Annotated in this window: 19 protein-coding genes; 13 read left to right on the forward strand and 6 right to left on the reverse strand. The window is 66.9% G+C overall.

Annotation, left to right across the window (positions count from 1 at the left end):
- Positions 1–2 precede the first annotated feature (2 nt).
- A complete protein-coding gene (locus tag WG924_RS05025) occupies positions 3–1,268 on the reverse strand; it encodes a cation:proton antiporter (protein WP_345932258.1) in 1,266 nt (421 codons plus the stop codon).
- A gap of 223 nt (positions 1,269–1,491) precedes the next feature.
- Between WG924_RS05025 and WG924_RS05030 the strand changes: the two genes are divergently transcribed.
- From WG924_RS05030 to WG924_RS05085, 12 genes are read left to right on the forward strand one after another with little or no spacing between them, the layout of a single operon-like run.
- Entirely contained in the window at positions 1,492–2,160 is a 669-nt protein-coding gene (locus tag WG924_RS05030) for a cytochrome c3 family protein (RefSeq protein ID WP_345931926.1), read from the forward strand.
- Between the two features lie 4 nt (positions 2,161–2,164).
- On the forward strand, positions 2,165–5,152 hold the full coding sequence (locus tag WG924_RS05035) for a Fe-S-cluster-containing hydrogenase (protein ID WP_345931927.1): 2,988 nt from the start codon (positions 2,165–2,167) through the stop codon (positions 5,150–5,152).
- The gene (gene nrfD, locus WG924_RS05040; RefSeq protein ID WP_345931928.1) at positions 5,149–6,465 is read left to right on the forward strand and encodes an NrfD/PsrC family molybdoenzyme membrane anchor subunit; all 1,317 of its coding nucleotides are present in this window, start codon (positions 5,149–5,151) and stop codon (positions 6,463–6,465) included. The genes WG924_RS05035 and nrfD overlap by 4 nt, the downstream gene beginning before the upstream one ends.
- Positions 6,465–7,025, forward strand: a complete 561-nt coding sequence (locus WG924_RS05045; protein WP_345931929.1) for a DUF3341 domain-containing protein — start codon at positions 6,465–6,467, stop codon at positions 7,023–7,025. The genes nrfD and WG924_RS05045 overlap by 1 nt, the downstream gene beginning before the upstream one ends.
- Positions 7,022–7,630: a c-type cytochrome gene (locus tag WG924_RS05050; RefSeq protein WP_345931930.1), complete on the forward strand. Its 609-nt coding sequence runs from the start codon at positions 7,022–7,024 to the stop codon at positions 7,628–7,630. The genes WG924_RS05045 and WG924_RS05050 overlap by 4 nt, the downstream gene beginning before the upstream one ends.
- Positions 7,627–8,700 (forward strand): hypothetical protein, encoded by a 1,074-nt coding sequence (locus WG924_RS05055; RefSeq protein WP_345931931.1) that lies wholly within the window; start codon positions 7,627–7,629, stop codon positions 8,698–8,700. Before WG924_RS05050 ends, WG924_RS05055 begins: the two co-directional genes overlap by 4 nt.
- Positions 8,697–9,179, forward strand: coding sequence for a hypothetical protein (locus tag WG924_RS05060; RefSeq protein ID WP_345931932.1), 483 nt, complete (start codon positions 8,697–8,699; stop codon positions 9,177–9,179). The genes WG924_RS05055 and WG924_RS05060 overlap by 4 nt, the downstream gene beginning before the upstream one ends.
- On the forward strand, positions 9,176–10,000 hold the full coding sequence (locus tag WG924_RS05065) for an SCO family protein (RefSeq protein ID WP_345931933.1): 825 nt from the start codon (positions 9,176–9,178) through the stop codon (positions 9,998–10,000). Before WG924_RS05060 ends, WG924_RS05065 begins: the two co-directional genes overlap by 4 nt.
- Complete coding sequence (coxB, locus tag WG924_RS05070) at positions 9,997–11,001, forward strand: cytochrome c oxidase subunit II (protein ID WP_345931934.1); 1,005 nt, start codon at positions 9,997–9,999, stop codon at positions 10,999–11,001. The genes WG924_RS05065 and coxB overlap by 4 nt, the downstream gene beginning before the upstream one ends.
- Positions 10,998–12,716: a cytochrome c oxidase subunit I gene (locus tag WG924_RS05075; protein WP_345931935.1), complete on the forward strand. Its 1,719-nt coding sequence runs from the start codon at positions 10,998–11,000 to the stop codon at positions 12,714–12,716. Before coxB ends, WG924_RS05075 begins: the two co-directional genes overlap by 4 nt.
- On the forward strand, positions 12,709–13,347 hold the full coding sequence (locus tag WG924_RS05080) for a cytochrome c oxidase subunit 3 (protein WP_345931936.1): 639 nt from the start codon (positions 12,709–12,711) through the stop codon (positions 13,345–13,347). The genes WG924_RS05075 and WG924_RS05080 overlap by 8 nt, the downstream gene beginning before the upstream one ends.
- A 4-nt stretch (positions 13,348–13,351) precedes the next feature.
- Entirely contained in the window at positions 13,352–13,672 is a 321-nt protein-coding gene (locus WG924_RS05085) for a cytochrome C oxidase subunit IV family protein (RefSeq protein ID WP_345931937.1), read from the forward strand.
- A gap of 20 nt (positions 13,673–13,692) precedes the next feature.
- On the opposite strand, the gene WG924_RS05090 is transcribed toward WG924_RS05085, so the two are convergent.
- Positions 13,693–14,679, reverse strand: a complete 987-nt coding sequence (locus WG924_RS05090) for an alpha/beta fold hydrolase (RefSeq protein ID WP_345931938.1) — start codon at positions 14,677–14,679, stop codon at positions 13,693–13,695.
- 78 nt (positions 14,680–14,757) lie between these two features.
- Here WG924_RS05090 and WG924_RS05095 point away from each other — a divergent pair, with 78 nt between their 5' ends.
- Entirely contained in the window at positions 14,758–15,429 is a 672-nt protein-coding gene (locus tag WG924_RS05095; RefSeq protein WP_345931939.1) for a TetR/AcrR family transcriptional regulator, read from the forward strand.
- Here the strand turns inward: WG924_RS05095 and arcC are convergent.
- From arcC to arcD, 4 genes are read right to left on the reverse strand one after another with little or no spacing between them, the layout of a single operon-like run.
- Positions 15,407–16,324, reverse strand: a complete 918-nt coding sequence (gene arcC, locus WG924_RS05100) for a carbamate kinase (RefSeq protein ID WP_345931940.1) — start codon at positions 16,322–16,324, stop codon at positions 15,407–15,409. The genes WG924_RS05095 and arcC overlap by 23 nt on opposite strands.
- Before the next feature lies 1 nt (position 16,325).
- Positions 16,326–17,327, reverse strand: coding sequence for an ornithine carbamoyltransferase (gene argF, locus WG924_RS05105; protein ID WP_345931941.1), 1,002 nt, complete (start codon positions 17,325–17,327; stop codon positions 16,326–16,328).
- An 18-nt stretch (positions 17,328–17,345) separates the two neighbouring features.
- Positions 17,346–18,578, reverse strand: a complete 1,233-nt coding sequence (locus WG924_RS05110; RefSeq protein ID WP_345931942.1) for an arginine deiminase — start codon at positions 18,576–18,578, stop codon at positions 17,346–17,348.
- 24 nt (positions 18,579–18,602) lie between these two features.
- The gene (gene arcD / locus WG924_RS05115) at positions 18,603–20,072 is read right to left on the reverse strand and encodes an arginine-ornithine antiporter (RefSeq protein WP_345931943.1); all 1,470 of its coding nucleotides are present in this window, start codon (positions 20,070–20,072) and stop codon (positions 18,603–18,605) included.
- Positions 20,073–20,258 lie beyond the last annotated feature (186 nt).

Raw genomic sequence — 20,258 nt, forward strand, 5'->3', positions numbered from 1 at the left:
CATCAGCCATGGTCGTGACCGGCCGGCGGCCGCCCCGCCATCCGCCGCGCCACCCGGGCGACGGTCAGCCCCTGCACCACCACGGTGAACAGAACCACCGCATAGGTGGCGGCCAGGATCAGCGGCCGGGCCGGGCTGTCGGGCAGCGACAGCGCCAGCGCCACCGAAATGCCGCCGCGCACCCCGCCCCAGATCAGCACCGGCACGGCACCGCGCGCGAAGGGCTGCCAACGATCCAGCACCGCAACCGGTGCCGCCACGGCCACCGCGCGCGCCGCCAGCACCAGGGGCACCGCGATCAGCGCGATCCAGCCGAAATCCGGATCGAAGTTCAACACCAGAACCTCAAGCCCGATGAACAGAAACAGCACCGCGTTCAGAATCTCGTCGATCAGCGTCCAGAAGCCGAAGACATAGCGCTTGGTGGTGTCGCTCATCGCGTGCGCGGCACCGTGATTGCCGATCAGCAACCCGGCCACCACCACCGAAATCGGCCCGCTCATCCCCAGCCGGTCGGCCACCGCATAGGTGCCGGTCACCAGTGCCAGCGAGATCATCACCTCGATCGGGTAGTCGTCGATCGTCTGCATGGCGACGAAGGCGACATAGCCGGTCGCCAACCCCAGCAGCGCACCGCCCCCCGCTTCCACCACCAGCAGGTCCAGCCCCTCGACCAGCCCCATGTCGCCGCCACCCGCCGCCAACTGCACCGCGATCGTGAACAGCACCACGCCGACGCCGTCATTGAACAGCGCCTCGCCCGACATGTCGGTTTCCAGCGATTGCGGCACGTCGACCGTCTTCAGGGTGGTCAGCACCGCGACCGGATCGGTGGGGGCGATCAGCGCGCCGAACACCAGACACCAGTTGAAGGCCAGCGGCAGCGACAACACCTGCCCGGCCCCCCACAGCCCGGTCGCCACGATCGCCATCGAGATCAGCACGCCCACCGTCGCCAGAACCCCGATCGCCGGCGCACGCCGGCGCAACCGGTCCAGATCGACATGCAGTGCGCCGGCAAACAGCAGGAAGGCGAGCATGCCGTGCATCACCGCTTCATAGAAATCGATCTGGCCGATCATGGCGGAGACCGACCGGTAGATGGTCGTGGTTGGAAACAGAAGCTCGATCGCGATCAGGATCAACGAGGCGCCGAGCCCCATCAGCAACAGGCCGATATTCTCCGGCAGGCCGATCAGGCGGTGGTTGATCCAGGCGAAGCCGGCCGTGATCGTCAACAGGCTCGCCATCAGTTCGAACAGCGACAGCACGGGCTGGGGCTCCTTCCGGTGATGGATCTTGATGGCGCGTGTGCCAAGGCCACGGAGAGTGCCGGATATAAGGCCCTGCCCCCCGCTCGCGTTCCCTCAGCCACGGCTGCACAGGTTGATGCGCCATCGGTTGGCCATCCGGTCGGAACTTTCTGCGGCGGCACCCATTGATGATGCACGGAGCGCGGCCAGGAACCGGGCGGAAAGGGGGGCGAGATCCGTGTCACAGATCTTCACCGCAACGGCCGATACGCGCTTGCGCGCGGCGCTGCTGGTGCTGCTGCTTGCCGGTCTGGGCGCGGGGCTTCTTGTCGGCGGTTATATGGAATCAAGCTATGCCACCCTGGTCGGCTGGGTGCGCGACCAGCCGGTGCCATTCAGCCATGAACATCATGTGGGCGGGCTGGGCATCGATTGCCGGTATTGCCACACCAGCGTCGAGACCAGCGCCGAAGCGGGCCTGCCGCCGACCCATGTCTGCATGACCTGCCATTCGCAGCTATGGACCGGTGCGCCGATGCTGGCGCCGGTGCGGGAAAGCCTGGCCCGCGACACGCCGCTCGCCTGGCAACGGGTCGCGCGGGTGCCGGATTACGTCTATTTCAATCATGCCATCCATCTCGATCGCGGCGTGCCCTGCGTCACCTGTCATGGCCGGGTCGACCAGATGCCGCTGATGAAGCGCGCGCAGGCCCTGCAGATGGAATGGTGTCTGGATTGCCACCGCAATCCGGCACCACGGTTGCGGCCGCCGGCCCAGGTCACGCGCATGGACTGGTCGGACTGGGACCAGCACCCGGAACGCCATGCCCTCTATGGCCAGATGATGGTCAGGCTCTATGGCATTCAACCCTCGAAGCTCGACGACTGCGGTATCTGTCACAGGTGAGATCATGCGAGACCACAGGTCAGACGATGTCACGACCATCCGCGCAAGGCTCGCCGGCAGAACCGGCCGCGACTTCTGGCGCGGTCTGGATGACCTGACCGAAACGCCGGCTCTGCGCCGGGTGGTCGATCCTGAATTGCTGTCACGCGTGGCCGCCGCCTCCGACATCGACCGACGGTCGATGCTGAAGCTGATGGGCGCGTCGTTGGCGCTGGCGGGCCTGACCGGTTGCAAGACCGAGGCGGACGAGACCGCCATGCCCTATGTGACCGCACCGGAGTTCACCACGCCCGGCGTGCCACGCTATTACGCAACGGGCATCGGCTTTGCCGGCTATCTTCAGCCGGTGGTGGGCAAAACCCATGTCGGACGGCCGGTGAAGCTGGAAGGCAATGACCGGCATCCCGCGACCGGCGGCGCCACCGACCCGTTCATGCAGGCGGCATTGCTGGGCCTCTATGATCCGGACCGGTCGACGGTGCCCCGCGAACTGGGCGGACCGACCACCTGGCAGGCGGTCGAGCGCGCCGCCACCGCGCGCGCCGCCGCTCTGGATGCCAGCGGCGGTGCCGGATTCCGCCTGCTGACCGGCGCCGTCTCGTCACCGACGCTGCGCCGCCAGATCGGCGCCATGATGCGCCGCTGGCCGCGGGCACGCTGGCATGTGCTGGAACCTGCCGCCGAGGACAGCCGTCATGCCGCCACGCAGCGGGCCTTCGGCCAGCCGCTCGACCCTGATCTGCGCCTGGATCTGGCCGGCATGGTGGTGGATCTGGACGACGATATCCTGGGGCCCGGTCCGCGCCAGGCCGTGCATGGCCGGCGCTGGTCGATGCGCCGGCTGGCCCGGCAGGCCGGTGACGGCGACGCGGCGCTGTATGTGGCCGAGGCGAGCCCCACCCTGACCGGCCTGATGGCCGACGAACGGCTCATCGCCGAAAGCGCCCGGATCGGCGCGCTCACCACCGCCCTTGCCGCCAGCCTCGGACTGCCGGGCATCGAGGCCCCTGCCCTCACGGCCGCGGAACGCCGCTGGGTGGCGGGGGCCGTCGCCGGTATCCGCAGTCATCGTGGCCGCGCCGTGGTCTGCGTCGGCGCCCGCCAGCCGGTCGCCATCCAGGCGCTGGGCCTGCTGATCAACCGGCATATCGGGGCGATCGGCACCACGCTGCGCCTGATCCGTCCGGTGATCGCCGCGCCACCCGACGGCGCCGGATCGTTCGCGACGCTGGCCCGCGACATGGCGGCGGGCCGGGTTGGCACGCTGGCGATCATCGGCGCCAATCCGGCCTATACGGCACCCGCCGATCTGGGGTTCGTCGCCGCGATGGAGGCCGTGCCGGTGCGGATCCATGCCGGCCTGCATGTCGATGAAACCGCGGCCCTCTGCCATTGGCACCTGCCGCTGGAACACGATCTGGAAACCTGGAGCGACGGCCGGGCGGTCGATGGCACAGCCGGCATCGTGCAGCCGCTGGTGCGGCCTTTCCATGATGTCCGGTCGGTTCACGTCGTCGTCGCGGCATTGCAGGGCGGGCCGACCGGCACCGCCGGCGGCGGCCGTACCGTCGTGCAGGATACATGGCGGGCGGCCTGGGGCCCCGATTTCGACCAGCGCTGGCAGGATGCGCTGCTGCAAGGTTTCGTCGCCGGCAGCGCCGCGCCCCCGGTCATGCCCGACGGCATCGCCGCCGCCGACGGACTGGATGCGGGCAACATGTCGGCAGTCGACGATGCCTCTGGGCTGCATCTGGAACTGCGCCCCGATCCCACCATCTGGGACGGCCGTTATGCCGAGAACGCCTGGCTTCAGGAAACCCCCAAGCCGCACACCAAATTGACCTGGGGCAATGTGCTGATGATCAGCCCGGCGCTGGCGGCCGAACGCGGCATCGCGACCGGCGACGGGCTGCGCGTGGAGACGGATGACGGCGCCGCCGTGTCGGGTCCGGCCTGGGTGCTGCCGGGACAAGCGGCGCGGACAGTGACCGCCACGCTCGGCTATGGCCGCAGCGCGCCGGGCCGCATCGCCGACGGCCTTGGCTATAACGCCTTCCGGCTTCGGCGACATGACCGGCCATGGCATGTCGGCCGGGTGGAGGTGACGGCTGAGGATGTCCGGCACCGGCTGGCGACCACCCAGCGCCATCAGGCGATGGACGGCTATGATTTCGTCCGCACGGTGCCCGCCCCCGACGCGCCGCCGCCGAAGCCCGAGGCCGTGCCCGAGGCGGTGCCGCCCAGCCTGTATCCGCAGCCGACGGGTGGCAGCCCGTCCTGGGGCATGTCGATCGACCTGGATCTGTGCATCGGCTGCAATGCCTGCGTGGTCGCCTGCGTGGCCGAGAACAACGTGCCGGTGGTGGGCCGGGATCTGGTCGCCGAAGGCCGCGAGATGCACTGGCTGCGCGTCGACCATTATCACGAGGGCGCGCCGGAAGACCCGCGCATGTATGTTCAGCCGGTGCCCTGCATGCATTGCGAACAGGCGCCGTGCGAGATGGGCTGCCCGGTGAACGCCACGGTCCACAGCAGCGACGGGCTGAACCTGCAGGTCTACAACCGCTGTATCGGCACCCGGACCTGTTCGTCCTTTTGCCCCTATAAGGTCCGCCGGTTCAACTGGTTCGACTATACCGGCGACGATCCGGAACCGGTGCGGGCGATGCGCAATCCCGACGTCACGGTGCGCGACCGCGGCGTCATGGAGAAGTGCACCTATTGCATCCAGCGGATCAGCGCCGCGCGGATCGAGGCCAAAAAGGATGGGCGCCCGATCCGCGACGGCGAGGTCGTGCCCGCCTGTCAGCAGGCCTGCCCGACCCGGGCGATCGTGTTCGGCGACGTCACCGACCCCGATACCGCGGTCAGCCGCCGCAAGGCCGGCCCGCGCGATTACAGCCTTCTGGAAGAGGCCGGCACCCGGCCGCGCACCACCTATCTGGCCCGGATCGAGCCGTCGCGCGCCCATGCGGAGGACGACCGGTCATGACCGACCGCTATGCCGGCATCACCGAGGAAATCACCCGCATACCGGTGGCCTATCCGAAGCCCGGCGCCTGGTGGATCTGCTTCGGCGTGGCCCTGTGCCTGCTGGCGCTGTTCCTGGTCTCGGCCGGCATGCTGTTCTGGAAGGGCGTCGGGGTCTGGGGCAACAACATCCCGGTCAATTGGGGGCTCGCGATCTCGAATTATGTCTGGTTCCTGGGCATCGGCCACGCCGGCACGCTGATTTCCGCGTTGCTGCTGCTGCTGGGCCAGCACTGGCGCAACGCGCTCAACCGCTTCGCCGAGGCGATGACCCTGTTCGCGGTGATCTGCGCCGGCCTGTATCCGATCCTGCATCTGGGCCGGCCGTGGCGTTTCTACTGGATGGCGCCCTATCCCAATGTGATGAACATCTGGCCGCAGTTCAAAAGCCCGCTGGCCTGGGATTTCTTCGCGGTGCTGACCTATCTGACCGTGTCGGTGCTGTTCTGGTATATCGGCATCGTGCCCGATCTGGCCTCGACCCGCGATCGTGCCCGCAAGCGGCTGCCACAGGTGCTCTATGGCCTGTTCGCGCTGGGCTGGCGCGGCTCGGCGCGGCACTGGGCGCGCTGGCGCCAGACCTATCGCCTGACCGCGGCCATCGCCGTGCCATTGGTGGTGTCGGTGCATTCCGAAATCTCGCTGCTGTTCGCGGCCGGCCCGATCCCCGGCTGGAACTCCACCGTGTTTCCGCCCTATTTCGTGCTCGGCGCCGCGTTTTCGGGCTTCGCTGTGGTGGCGATGATCGCCGTGGTGCTGCGCCATGCGCTGGGCCTGGGCGATCTGGTGACGCCACGCCATCTGGATCTGCTGGGCAAATTCACCCTGGCGACCGGCATGATGACCGCCTATGGCTATTGGGCCGAGGCATTCGACGTGCTGTATGCGGGCGAGCATCGCGAACTCGCCACCCTGGCCGACCGCGCAGGAGGCAGCTATGCCTGGAGCTATTGGGGCGCGATCATCGCCAATTTCGTGCCGCTGCAATTGCTGTGGGTCCGCCGCGTGCGGCGCCACCCGGTCGCACTGTTCCTGATCGCGCTGTCGGTGACCATCGGCATGTGGTTCGAACGCTATATGCTGCTGGTGACCGCGCTGTATCGCGATTACCTGGTCTCGTCCTGGGGGGCGTATCACGCCAGCCTCTGGGAGTGGGGTCTGTTCGCCGGCATGCTCGGCGTGTTCCTGGTGCCGTTTCTGCTGTTCGTGCGCGTCCTGCCGGTAATCTCGTCCTTCGAGGTCAAGGAAGCCCTGTTCGAAGAGCGGGGCGGTTGATGCGCGAACCCACCCCGCATACCGAAGCCTTCGGCATCGTCGCCGAATTCGACCGCGCCGAGGATCTGGTGAACGCGGTGCACAAGACCCGCGACGCCGGCTTCAGGCGCATCGATGCCTATACGCCGTTCCCGATCGCCGAACTCACCGACGCACTGGATTTCACCGAGAACCGCGTGCCCTGGCTGACGCTCGCCGGCGGCCTGTTCGGCGCGGCGCTGGGCTATGGCATGCAGGTCTGGACCAATCTCGACTACCCGATCGATATCGGCGGCCGACCGCTGTTGGCGCCGCCGGCCTTCATGCTGATCACCTTCGAATTGACGGTTCTGTTCGCGGTTCTGTTCTCGATCGGCGGCATGCTGATCCTCAACCATCTGCCGCGCCTGCATCATCCGATCTTCAGCGTCGACCATTTCCACCTGGCCAGTTCCGATAAATTTTTCCTGGTGATCTTCGGCGACGATGACCAGTTCCACCCCGGCCACACCCGCGCCTTCCTCGACGGGTTGCAGCCGGTGGCGATTTCCCTGGTCGAGCACACGGAGGAACCGGAATGATCCGTGCCGGTCTGTGGGTGATGCGTGCCGGTCTGTGGGTGGTGCTGGCGCTGACGCTGTGGTCCTGCGACGAGATGAACCACCAGCCGCGCTATGACTCCGCCGAGGCCAGTACCCTGTTCGCCGATGGCAAATCGTTGCAGGCGCCCCCTGATGGCACGGTCGCGCGCGATGCGGCGGCACTGGACGCGGCGCTGACCCGGCGCCCGCCGATGACGGCGGCACTTCTGGCGCGGGGCCGCGACCGGTTCCAGATCTATTGCGTGCCCTGCCACGACGCATCCGGCTATGGCCGCGGCACCGTGCCCGCGCGCGGGTTTCCCCAGCCGCCCAGTTTCCACAGCGACCGGCTGCGCGGCGCGCCGTCGCATTATGTCGTCGACGTCATCACCAACGGCTATGGGGTGATGTTCTCCTATGCCGACCGCGTGGCCCCGGCCGACCGCTGGGCGATCGCCGGCTATATCCACGCCCTGCAACTCAGCCAGAATGCCGACGCAGCCGAGCTGTCGCCCGAAGACCTGGCGGCGCTCGACGCCAGCGGCACGGATACGGGCACGGGCACGGGCACGGGCATCGCGACCGATGCCGGGGTGCCACGATGAGCCGGCGGGGATGGGATCGCCGGCCGGTCGCGGCCATCGCGGGTGCCGCTTGCTGTGCGGTGGCGCTGCTGCTGACCATCGCCGACCCGCGCGCCGCCCTTGTCGGCTGGCTCGGCGGCTTCGCGCTGTGGAGCGGGGTTCCCATCGGCGCGCTGGCGCTGGTGATGATGATGCGGCTGCTGCCGGGACCGTGGCGCGACACCCTGCGCCAACCGGGCGAAGCGGCCCTGCTGCTGCTGCCGCTGGCGGCGGTGGCGGCGCTGCCGGTGCTGATCGGCCTGCCGGCGCTGTATGACTGGGCGGGCAGCGGCGGGGCGGATGAAACCGCCCGTACCGCCTATCGGGCGGCCTATCTCGATCGCTGGACCTTCAGCCTGCGCACGGTGGTGTTCTTTGCCGTGGCGATCGGACTGGCGGCCCTGCTGCTGACGGGGCGCGGGCGGCCGAAAGCGGTGGCCTCCGCCGGGTTGATCGGCTTCGTGCTGCTGGACACGACCATGGCGGTCGACTGGCTGATGTCGCTGGATCCCGATTTTCACGCATCGGGCTTCGGGCTGTATATCCTGGCCAACCAGATCACCACGGCATTGCTGGCGATGGTGTCGGCGCGGCTGCTGTCGGGCGATGGCGGCCGGCATACCGGCATTCTGGGCGGGCTGATGCTGACGATGATGCTGTTCTGGGGCTATTTCGCCTTCATGCAGTATTTCATCATCTGGTCGGGCAACCTGCCCCAGGGCGCCCGCTGGTATCAGCACCGCAATAGCGGGCTGTGGGCCGTGGCCAGCCAGACCATGATCGCGCTGCATATGGGGCCCGCCTTCCTGCTGCTGTTCCCTCCCATCCGCCACAGCCGCCGCTGGCTGGCGGGCCTGTGCGGCCTGATCTTCGCAGGCAAGCTGGTGGAAATGATCTGGCTGGTGGTGCCGGAGGCCGGCGAGGCCAAAACCCTGGCTGTGGTGGCGCTGGTGTCGTCGGTCGCCGGCCTTGGCCTGATCGGCCTGGCCGCCTGTGCGCCCGCCCGGCGATGGGCGGAGAGGCAACGTCAGACGCGGGAGACGCCATCATGACCGCGCATCGGCAGTCCGGAACGGGTGGCGCACGCGATTACGAACGGCGCGACGTGGCGCCGCGCAAGGTGGTCTATGCGGTCGTCGGGCTGTTCGCCGGCATCGCGCTGTCGATCGGCATCGTCGTGGCCGTCATCGCCCTGGTCGATGACGGGGCACCGCCCGCGCGATCGGCCCTGGTCGCCACCGATCGCGCGCCATCGGCGCCACGGCTTCAGAACGCGCCCTCGGCCGATCGCGCGGCGATCGAGGCCGCCGCGCGTGAGCGGATCAGCGGCTATCGCTGGATCGATCGCGCGGCCGGCCGCGCCGCCATCCCGATCGAGCGGGCCATGGCGCTGATGGCCGCGCGCGGCTGGCCCGACAGCCCCGGCGGCCCGCCGCCCCCGGCCGCACATGCCGACCCGGACGCCACCGAAGGACCAGCCACGGAAGCACCCGTCACCAATAGACCCGCCAGCGAAGGATCCCGGCCATGATGCGCAGCCTTGCCCTGATCCTGGTCATCCTGGCCGGCGGCATTGGCGGCGGCATTGGCGGTGCCCGGGCCTTCGATCCGTTCGGTCGCGCCGGCATCGACCAGAAGCCCGGCGCCAGCATCCCGATGGATCTGCCATTTCGCGACCAGACCGGCGCCACGGTCACCCTGGGGCAGATCGGCAATGGCCAGCCCCTGCTGCTGGCCCCGGTGCTGCACGACTGCCCGAACATCTGTGGCGTCACCCTGTCGGGGCTGATGCGTGCCATCGCCGCACAGGATTACCGCCCCGGACAGGATTTCCAGATCGTGGCCTTCGGCATCGATCCGCGTGAAGGCCCCGATGCCGCGCGGGCATCGCTGGATGCCCTGCGCCGCAGCTTTCCCGATCTGCCACCGGCCAGCCTGCATGGATTGACCGGCACCGCCGACATGATCGCCGCCATCACCGATGCGCTTGGCTATCGCTATGCCTGGGATGACGAGATCGGCCAGTACGCCCATGTCGCGGCGGTGGCGGTTCTGGACGGCGGCGGCCGGCTCGACCGCTGGCTGTATGGCGTGACGCCGGAGCCGACCGATCTGCGGCTGGCATTGACCGAGGCCGGCGACGGCCGGCTGGGCGACTGGGGCGACCAGATCCTGCTGCTCTGCTATCACTACGATCCCGAAACCGGCCAATATGGATCGATCATCTGGGCCCTGCTGAGGATCGCGGGCGGCGCCGTGGCCGCGGGTGGCGCCGGATGGATCGGGCTGGCGTTGCTGCGTGAACGGCTGCGCGCGCACAAGGCGCCTGGCGCCGGGCAGGACGGCGCATGATCGGCGATCTGTTCACCCGCTGGGCCGGCGAGGCATCGGCCCATGCCGGCCAGGTGGACCTTCTGGTTCTGGGCTTCACGCTGCTGGTCGCGGCGCTGTCATTGCCGGTCTTCGTGCTGATGGTGGTGTTCGCGCTGCGTTATCGCCGTGGCCGCGCCGCCAACCGCCGTCACCCGATCAACCGCAATGTCTGGATCGAGGTCTCGTGGGCGATCATCCCCTTCGTCCTGATCGTGGTGTTCTTCGTCTGGGCGACCTCGCTGTATGTCGACATCTATCATCCACCCGACGACGCCATCGACATTCAGGTCGAGGCGAAGCAATGGATGTGGAAATTCCAGCATCCGGGCGGTCAGCGGGAAATCGACGAACTGCATGTGCCGGCGGGCCAGCCGGTCCGGCTGACGATGGCGTCACAGGATGTGATCCACAGCCTGTATGTCCCGGCGCTGCGCCTGAAACGCGATGTGGTGCCGGGCCGCTATGTCAGCATGTGGTTCACGGCCGACAAGCCGGGCGACTATGTCATGACCTGCGCCGAATTCTGCGGCACCGACCATTCCACCATGGGCGGGCGGCTGGTGGTGATGGCGCCGGCCGATTATGCCCGCTGGCTCGCCGAAACCGATGTCGACCGCTCACTGGCGGCACAGGGGGCGGCGCTGTTTCGACGTGCCGGGTGCAGCGGCTGCCACGGTGCGGCGGCCACCGTGCATGCGCCGCCCCTGGCCGGGCTCTATGGCCGGCCGGTGCCGCTGGATGACGGCAGCGTGGTCACCGCCGACGACCAGTATATCCGCGACAGCATTCTGCTGCCGCAAGCGCAGATCGCCGCCGGCTATCCGCGGATCATGCCCACCTTCCGCAACATTCTGGACGAAGCCCAGGTGTTGCAGCTCGTCGCCTATATCAAGTCGCTCGCCAATGATCCGCCATCCAGCCAGTCGCCCGCCGACGACCACCCCGCCGGCGGGCGGCCCCCCGTGGAGCAGGGCCGATGACCGACAGGACCACGACCATCGATGACCGCCGCGTGCGCGGCTGGCCCAAGACCGGTGACGCCGAAACCGGCGACGCCGAGACCGGCGACGAGCGGGTCAGCTATCTGCGCGCCGGCCATACGCTGCGCTCGTGGTTGCTGACCACCGATCACAAGCGGATCGCGATCCTGTATCTGATCTCGGTGACGATGTTCTTCTTCATCGGCGGGGCCGCCGCCGCCCTGCTGCGGGTGGATCTGCTGACCCCGGAAGGCGATCTGCTGACCAATGAGGGCTATAACCGCGCCTTCACCCTGCACGGGGTGATCATGGTTTGGTTCTTCCTGATCCCGTCGATCCCCAACACCTTCGGCAATTTCCTGATCCCGTTGATGATCGGCGCCCGCGATCTGGCCTTCCCGCGGCTGAACCTGATAAGCTGGTATATCTATATTCTGGGCGGGATGTTCACGGTGGTCGTGCTGATCACCGGCGGCGTCGATACCGGCTGGACCTTCTATACGCCCCTGTCATCGATGTTCTCGAACGGCAATGTGGTGCTGGCGGCGACGGCGGTGTTCATCGTCGGCTTCTCGTCGATCCTGACCGGGCTGAATTTCATCGTCACGGTGCACAAGCTGCGCTGTCCGGGCATGACCTGGGGGCGGCTGCCGCTGTTCGTCTGGTCGCATTACGCAACCGCGCTGATCCTGGTTCTGGCAACCCCGGTGCTGTCGATCACGCTGGCCCTGATCGCGGCCGAGCGGGTGTTCGGGCTGGGGGTGTTCGATCCGGCGCTTGGCGGCGATCCCCTGCTCTATCAGCATCTGTTCTGGTTCTACAGCCATCCGGCGGTCTACATCATGGTGCTGCCGGCGTTGGGGGTGGTCAGCGAGCTGATCGCGGCGGCGGCGCGCAAGCCGGTCTTCGGCTATCGCTTCGTGGCCGGTTCCTCGATCGCGATCGCGATCATCGGCTTTCTGGTCTGGGGCCATCACATGTTCGTGGCCGGCCAGTCGATGTATGCCAGCGCGGTGTTTTCCTTTCTCAGCCTGGTGGTGGCGGTGCCATCGGGCATCAAGGTCTATAACTGGACGGCGACGCTGTACAAGGGCCACATCTCGCTGGACCCGCCCTTCCTGTTCGCCATGGGCTTCATCGGTCTGTTCGTGGTCGGCGGGCTGACCGGTCTGGTGCTGGCGATGCTGGCGGTGGACGTGCATGTCCACGACACCTATTTCGTGGTCGCGCATTTCCATTACATCATGGTCGGCGGCACGGTCTCGGCCTATTTCGGCGCGCTGCATTTCTGGTGGCCAAAGATGATCGGCCGGCGATCGTCGGTGGTCTGGGGGCGGTTCTCGGCGGTGCTGATCTTTCTGGGCTTCAACCTCACCTTCTTTCCGCAGTTCATTCTGGGCTATCTGGGCATGCCCCGGCGGTATCACGTCTATGCCCCGGAATTCCAGGTGCTGCATGTGATGTCGTCGGCCGGCGCCGGGATACTGGCGGTGGCCTATGTGCTGCCGTTCACCTATCTGTTTTATTCCATGCGCTATGGGGCGCCGGCCGGCCCCAATCCGGTGGGCGCCACGGGCCTTGAATGGACGGTGCCATCGCCGCCGCCCAAGCATAATTTCGCCACCCTGCCGGTGGTGACCCGCCCGCCCTATGATTACGAGGTCGAACACGAGGCGCCAGGCGACACGGATACCGGGGATGCCCGCCATGGCTGACCGCCGCGTCGACCTGCATGACCCTTATGGCCGCCCGCGCCAGCAGCACAGCGCCGACATGATGGGCATGTTCGTGTTCCTGGCCAGCGAGATCATGCTGTTCGGCGGCCTGTTCGCGGTGATCTTCGTCATGCGCCGCCTGCACCCGGCCGAGGTGGTCGCGGCATCGATGCGGCTGCATCTGTGGATCGGCGGGCTGAACACGCTGGTGCTGCTGACATCCAGCCTGATGGTGGCGCTGGCGGTGCATGCGGCCCGCGCCCGCCGCCGCCAAGCGGCCGCCGGCTGGTCGGCCACGGCGGCACTTCTGGGCATCGTGTTCCTGGCCATCAAGGCCTACGAATACAGCATCGAGGCCGCCGACGGCCTGCTGCCGGCGGTGTCGGTGCCGACCCGGTTCTCAGGGCCGGTCGAGCATCTGTTCATGAACGCCTATCTGATCGCCACCGGCCTGCATGCGGTGCATGTCACGATCGGCGTGCTGCTGCTGGCCTGGATGGCACTGCGCCTGAGGCGGGGCATGCTGCCCCTGCCCGGCCGCATCGTCACGGTGGAGGTGACGGCGCTCTACTGGCATCTGGTCGATGTGATCTGGGTGTTCCTCTATCCGGTTCTGTACCTTGCACGGTGATGCCATGACCCGGAGACCCGACCAGGACACCACATCGCACGACACCGCCCGGCACGGCGCCGGTTCACTCCTTCTGGCCTGGGCGGCGCTGGTGGCGCTGCTGGGGCTGACCATCGCCGCCAGTTTCGTGCTGTCGGGGCCGTTCAGCATTGCGGCCGCCATCGGCATCGCGCTCGCCAAAGCGGCGATCATCTTCTGGGTGTTCATGCATCTGCGCCAGGAAGGCGGCCTGTTGCGGCTGGCGGCGGTGGGTGCCCTGGTCTGGCTGATGATCCTGCTGCTGCTGTCGGGCGTGGATTATGCGACGCGGGCGGCCGGCGGATAGCCGCGCGCCACCGCCTCTCCTCACCCCCGGTACGCGGCTGTGACGAACGCGGCAAGTTCCTGCCCGTACCGGACCGGCTCTTCGTAAAACGGGCTGTGTCCGCTCTCGTTGAACAGCGACAACCGGCTGTTGGCGTGACCGGCGGTGATCAGTTCCGACATCGCTCTATGAACCAGCCGGTCGTGAATGCCGTGTGTCAGCAGAATAGGGCCGGCATAGGCTTTGAAGACGGGTTCAAGATCCAAGGTCGTCGTCTTGATGAAGCCTTCGTTGACGGCACGGGCGGTCATGCCGTTGACGACCAGCATGCGCCGCATCTCCACCTCCGTCGGCTGGCGATGGAAGCAGGCGGCGAGGAAATCGGCCGTGGCCGCGGTGCGTTCGGCCAGATCGTGCGAGATGGTGGTGCGGCTGAAATCTCCGGCCTCTCCGGTCAGCAGATCCGGCGACAGCCGCACGACCGCATCGACCAGGTTTATGCCCGCAATCTGCGCGCCACCATATTTGCGCAAGTACGCGCCGGCCACATAGCCGCCAAGGGACCAGCCGACCAGCACCGGTCGGCGAAGCCCGGTTGCGGCGATCACGGCGGCCACGTCATCCGCCCAGCGATCGGCATCCCGATAGGCATCGAGCGACGCGGGCTTGTCGGAATCGCCATGGCCGCGCAGGTCGAAGCCGACCAGCCGGAAGCCGGCCAGCGCGGGATCGGCAAACTGCTTCTCCCAGCTCAGGCGGCTTTGACGCAGGCCGTGGATGAACAGGATCTCTGGCGCCTGACTGTCGCCCTGCGCCTCTCCCGCCAGCATCACACCATCGGCCGAGCGGATGGTGAACGGCTGACGCGCCGCCACAAATGCCCGATCGGCATTTGGGGCTGGCGCCGCGTTGTCTGCGGCACCCGCCGCAGATGCGCCATGCGCGCGCCGCGGCGCATAGGCGGCATCCACCGCCAGGGCGACGAGGCCGGCCGAGCCGGCGAGGAAGCTGCGTCTTGAGGGGGTCATGCCTGCCGCTCCATGTTGTTTAGCGATTGCTATTCAACCGACTTGACGTGCGGTGTCAAGGGTTGTTTAATGCCCGCTATGGAACGAGATGTGAAACCCCGTGGTGGCCGCCCCTGGAGTTTCGACCGCGACAAGGCGATCGAGACCGCGATGCGGCTGTTCTGGCGGCACGGCTATGACGGCGTGTCGATCGGCGACCTCACGAAAGCCATCGGCATCGCGCCGCCAAGCCTCTATGCCGCCTTTGGCAGCAAGGCGGCGCTCTATGGGGAAGCGGTTCTGCGCTATGAGCAGACGGTCGGATGGCTGGATATGACGGCCATCCGGTCGGCGACGTCGCTGGCCGGGGCGGTGCGGGCATTGCTGGAACAGGCGGTAAAATCCGTCACCGACCCCGCGCTTGAACCTGGCTGCATGATCTCAAGCGGCATGATCACCTGTCACCCTGAGCATGCCTCGCTCGCCCGTGACGCGGCCGCCCGTCGCGATGCCATGCGCGAACGGATCGCCGAGGCGCTCCAGCCCTTTGCCGGCACCGACGAGATCCGGCAACTGGCGCGCCATCTGGCCGCCGTCATGCAGGGCATCTCGATCCAGGCACGCGATGGCAGCCCGCCCCGGGCCTTGCAGGACATCGTCGACGATGTGGTCGCAGGCGTCGCGGCACGGTTTCCGGCAGACGGCGCGGCTTTGCCCGATCATCCAAAACGGTCGGGCAGGAAGGCCGTCAGCGCGACACCGCGCTTGTGATCCGCGTGCCGGCCCTGCCATCCAGAATGGCCAGGGCGTCCTCCAGCCGGCCGATGCCGGTGAAACCGCCGGTGAGGGCGAAGTCGCCGCCGGCGGCGAGTTTCGGGCCCATGGAGCCGGCGGGGGCGCCAAGCGCATCGGCTGCGGCCGGTGTCAGATCGCCGATCCGTGCTGCCTTTTCGGTGCCGAAATCGCGATAGACGGCATCGACATCGGTCAGCAGCAACAGCGCGTCCGCGCCCAGTTGCCGGGCCAGCAAGGCGCTGGCCGCGTCCTTGTCGATCACCGCCTCGATCCCGATCAGACTGCCATCGTCGCGGCGGATGACGGGAATGCCGCCACCGCCGACACAGATGACGATCACCCCGGCATCCAGCAGCAGGTTCAGCACCCGCAGGTCGGGAATGTCGACGGGTCTGGGCGATGCCACGACACGGCGCCATTTGGCACCGTCGGCGGCAATCGCCCAGCCCGCGGCCCTGGCCCGGGCTTCGGCCTCGTCCCGGTCGTAAACCGGCCCGACGAACTTGGTCGGCTTGCCGAAGGCCGGATCGGTGCGATCGACCACAACCTGCGTCAGCAGGGTCGCCACCGGCCGGTCGTGATCCAGGGCGTTTTCCAGCGCCTGCTCGATCATATAGCCGATCATGCCCTCGGTCTCGGCGCCCAGCACATCCAGCGGATAAGCCTCGTCGGGCTTGTAGGACGCGCCTTGCAGGGCCAGCAGCCCGACCTGGGGCCCGTTGCCGTGGGTGACGACCAGGCGATGCCCGGCCCGCACCACGCCAGCCAGAGCCTCGGCCGCGCGCGTCACATTCGCGCGCTGCGCCTCTGCCGTCAGTGGCTCTCCGCGTTTCAGCAGGGCGTTGCCGCCCAATGCCGCCACAACCAGCATCTCAGGCCCCCAGCGTGGCGACGAGCACCGCCTTGATGGTGTGCAACCGGTTCTCCGCCTGATCGAAGACGATCGAGGCCGGGCTTTCGAACACCTCTTCGGTCACCTCCATGGCGCTGATGCCATAGGTGGCCTCGATCTCGGCGCCGACCGTGGTTTCGGTATTGTGGAAGGCCGGCAGGCAATGCATGAACCGCGCCCGCGGGTTGCCGGTCTTCGCCATCATGGGCGCGTTCACCTGATAGGGCGTCAACAGCCTGATCCGCTCCGCCCATGTCTCTTTCGGTTCACCCATCGACACCCAGACATCGGTGTAGACGAAATCGACGCCCTTGACCGCCGTGTCGATATCGTCGCTGATCAGGATCCGCGCGCCGGTCTCCCGGGCCAGGGCCTGTGCCTCGTCCTGGATCGCCTGGCCGGGCCAGCATTCGCGGGGCGCGCACAGGCGCACATCCATGCCCATCTTGGCACCGCCGATCAGCAGGCTGTCGCCCATGTTGTTCGCCGCATCGCCGACAAACACGTAAGACACCTGATGCAGCGGCTTGTCGACATGCTCCTGCATGGTCAGAAAATCCGCCAGGATCTGAGTGGGATGGAATTCCTTCGTCAGCCCGTTATAGACCGGCACCCCGGAATATCTCGCCAGCTCCACGACGATGTCCTGGCCGAAACCGCGATATTCGATCGCGTCATAGATCCGGCCCAGCACCCGTGCGGTATCCTTGACCGATTCCTTGTGGCCGATATGGCTGCCGGTCGGGCCCAGATAGGTGACGCGTGCGCCCTGATCATAGGCGGCCACCTCGAACCCGACACGGGTGCGGGTCGAGTCCTTTTCGAAGATCAGGGCGATGTCCTTGCCCTGCAATCTCGGCACCTCGGTGCCGGCATATTTGGCGGTCTTCAGGTCGGCGGCGAGTTTCAGAAGAAAGGCGATTTCACGCGGGGTGTAGTCACGCAAGGTCAGCAGGCTGCGGTTTTTCAGATTGAAGGCCATGGGGGCAATCCTTTCAGGTCAGACGGCGTCGCGAATGGTGGGGCAGCTCATGCAATGCCCGCCGCCACGGCCACGGCCCAGTTCCGCGCCCGGCATGGCCAGAACCTCGATCCCGGCCGCCTGGAGTGCCGCGTTGGTATCATCGTTGCGGTCATAGCCCACCACCACGCCGGGGCGCAGCGCCAGCACGTTGTTGCCGTCATTCCACTGCTCGCGCGCCCGTTCCTCTTCCGTGTTGCCACCGGTGGGCACGATCTGCAGCTTTTTATAGCCCAGCACTTCGGCCACGATGTCGAAGATCGGGCGCGGGTCATGGCGGAAGGACAGCGGCGCCTTGCCTTCGGCGGGCCGGATGTCATAGCAGACCAGCTCGTCTGCGACTTCCTTGAAGGTCGTCACCACATCGCCGCCACACAGGGTGAAGACGGTATCGAGATGCATGGCCGCGCGCGATTTTGGAATGCGGAAGGCCAGCACCCGATCCACGACCTCATCGGCAAACAGCGCTTCGGCCAACTGACCGATCCCCTGCGGGGACGAGCGTTCCCCCATGCCCACCAGCACGGTGCGCCGGCCGACCGGCATCACGTCGCCGCCTTCCAGCGTCGCCAGCCCGTGGTCCCGGGTGGGATCGCCCCAATGGATGGTGACCTGGCCGGCAAATTTCGGGTGGAACCGATAGATCGCCGTGTTGAGCAGCGTTTCCGGGCGCCGCGCCGGCCAGTACATCGGGTTCACCGTCACCCCGCCATAGATCCAGGCCGAGTTGTCGCGGGTGAACAGCGCATTGGGCAGTGGCGGCAGGATGAAGCCGTGATGGCCCAGGTAGCTGCCGAACAGGTTGTGGGGTTCGAAGGGCAGGTCGTCGGCCGCCAGCCCGCCCAGCAGGTATTCGGCCAGTTTGGCGCCCGGCAGGGTATCCATCCAGCCACGCAGTTCGGGCTGCATGCCGACGCCAACATGATCCGGCGTTATCCGATGATCCAGCACGAAGGCGCGCCCCTCGGCGATGTCGAGGGTTTCGGCCAACAGGTTGTTGACGTCCAGCACCTCGACGCCCTCGTTGCGCATCAGCCCGGCGAACACGTCATGATCCTTCTGCGCCTGCTTCACCCAGAAAACATCGTCGAACAACAGATCCTGGCAGTTCGATGGCGTCAGGCGCCGATGGGCAAGGCCGGGGCGGCAGACAATGACCTGCCGCAATCTGCCGGTTTCAGAATGGACACCAAGTTTCGGGGGCGTGGTCATTTCATCACTCCAGGATGTCGGGGGTCACAGCGCGCTGATCGCGCCCGTCCACATCTGATAGGCGGCGATGCCGGCGGCGATGACGATGCCGATGCCGATCAGGGCTTCGATGCCGGAAAAGGCCTTTTCGCCCCGTCTGGAGCGCGCATACCAATAGATCGGAACACCGACCGCATAGAGGATGGCGCACATCAGCAGGTAGGCGGGGCCGGCCGCATAGACCAGCCATGCGCCATAGACCGTGGCCAGCGCGCCATAGACCATATCGCGCCCGCGCCGTTCGCCCGCGGCATAGCCCTCGCCGCTCAGGGCCAGTTTGAAGGCATAGGCGCCTGACAGCACATACGGCACCAGAATCGCCGTCGAGGCGATGTAGAACAGCGCGAGATAGGTCGAGTTGGCGACCAGTGTGACGATCAGAAAGATCTGCACGAAGATGTTGGTGATCCACAGCGCGCCGGCGGGCGAGCCGTTCCTGTTCTCCTTGGCGAATACTGCCGGCAGCATGCCTTCTTTCGCGGCGCGATAGGGGATTTCCGCGGCGAACAGGGTCCAGCTCAGAAATGCGCCCGCAACCGAGATGACCAGCCCGATGCGCACCACGATCGAACCCCAGGGACCGACCGCCTGTTCGAGCACATTGGCCATCGAGGCGGCAGCCGGCAGCCCGGCCAGTTCCGGCTGGGTCATCACGCCGAACGACAGAAGCGACACGAACAGATAGATCGACAGCGCCAGGACAAAGCCGATGATCGTGGCGCGGCCGATATCGGCGCGCGTCGCGGCACGGCCCGAGACGACGCTGGCGCCTTCGATCCCGATGAAGACCCAGAGTGTCACCAGCATGGTGCTTTTGACCTGCGCCATGATGCCGCCCAGATCAGGCGTCTCCAGGCCCCAGATGTCGATGCTGAATGTCGGCATGTTGAACGCGATCGCCACCAGCACGATGAACAGCGCGATCGGCGCCAGTTTGGCGAGGGTGGTGATAACGTTGATGATCGCCGCCTGCCGGATGCCCAGCAGGACCAGAGCATGCGTGATCCACAGAACCACCGATGCGCCGATGATGGCCTGCACCGTGTTCCCCTCGGCCCCGAAGGCCGGATAGAAATAGCTGAGCGCGCCGAAGATCAGCACGACATAGGACACGTTGCCCAGCCACGCGCTGAGCCAGTAGCCCCACGCACTGTTGAAACCGATGAAGTCGCCAAAGCCCGCACGCGCATAGGAATATGGGCCGGCATCGAGTGCCGGTTTGCGGGTCGACAGGCCCTGATAGACGAAGGCCAGCGCCAGCATGCCGATGCCGGTGATCAGCCAACCGATGATGACCGCCCCCGGCGATGCGCCCTTGGCCATGTTCTGGGGCAGGCTGAAGACGCCGCCGCCGATCATCGACCCGACGACCAGAGCGATCAGAGGCACCAGACCGAGCTTTCGGGACGGTTTCCCGTCCGATGCCGGCGGTGTCGCCGTTTCGGTGACGCTCATATGCGCGTTCCTTCGCTTAACGTCCATCTGCCGGAGCGCCGGACACGCCCGCACGACGCGTTGCCGAGCAGGGCCGTCAGACGCAGTCGGAAACAGCGCTGCTGTTCATGGCGCCTTGCCGGTTCCCGTCGAACATCCAGTCAAGTGATGCTAGAGCCGGCGGTACCGGGGCGACTTGACCCAAAT

Origin of the sequence: Tistrella arctica (assembly GCF_039630945.1) — a bacterium.
Taxonomy (GTDB): Bacteria; Pseudomonadota; Alphaproteobacteria; order Tistrellales; family Tistrellaceae; genus Tistrella; species Tistrella bauzanensis.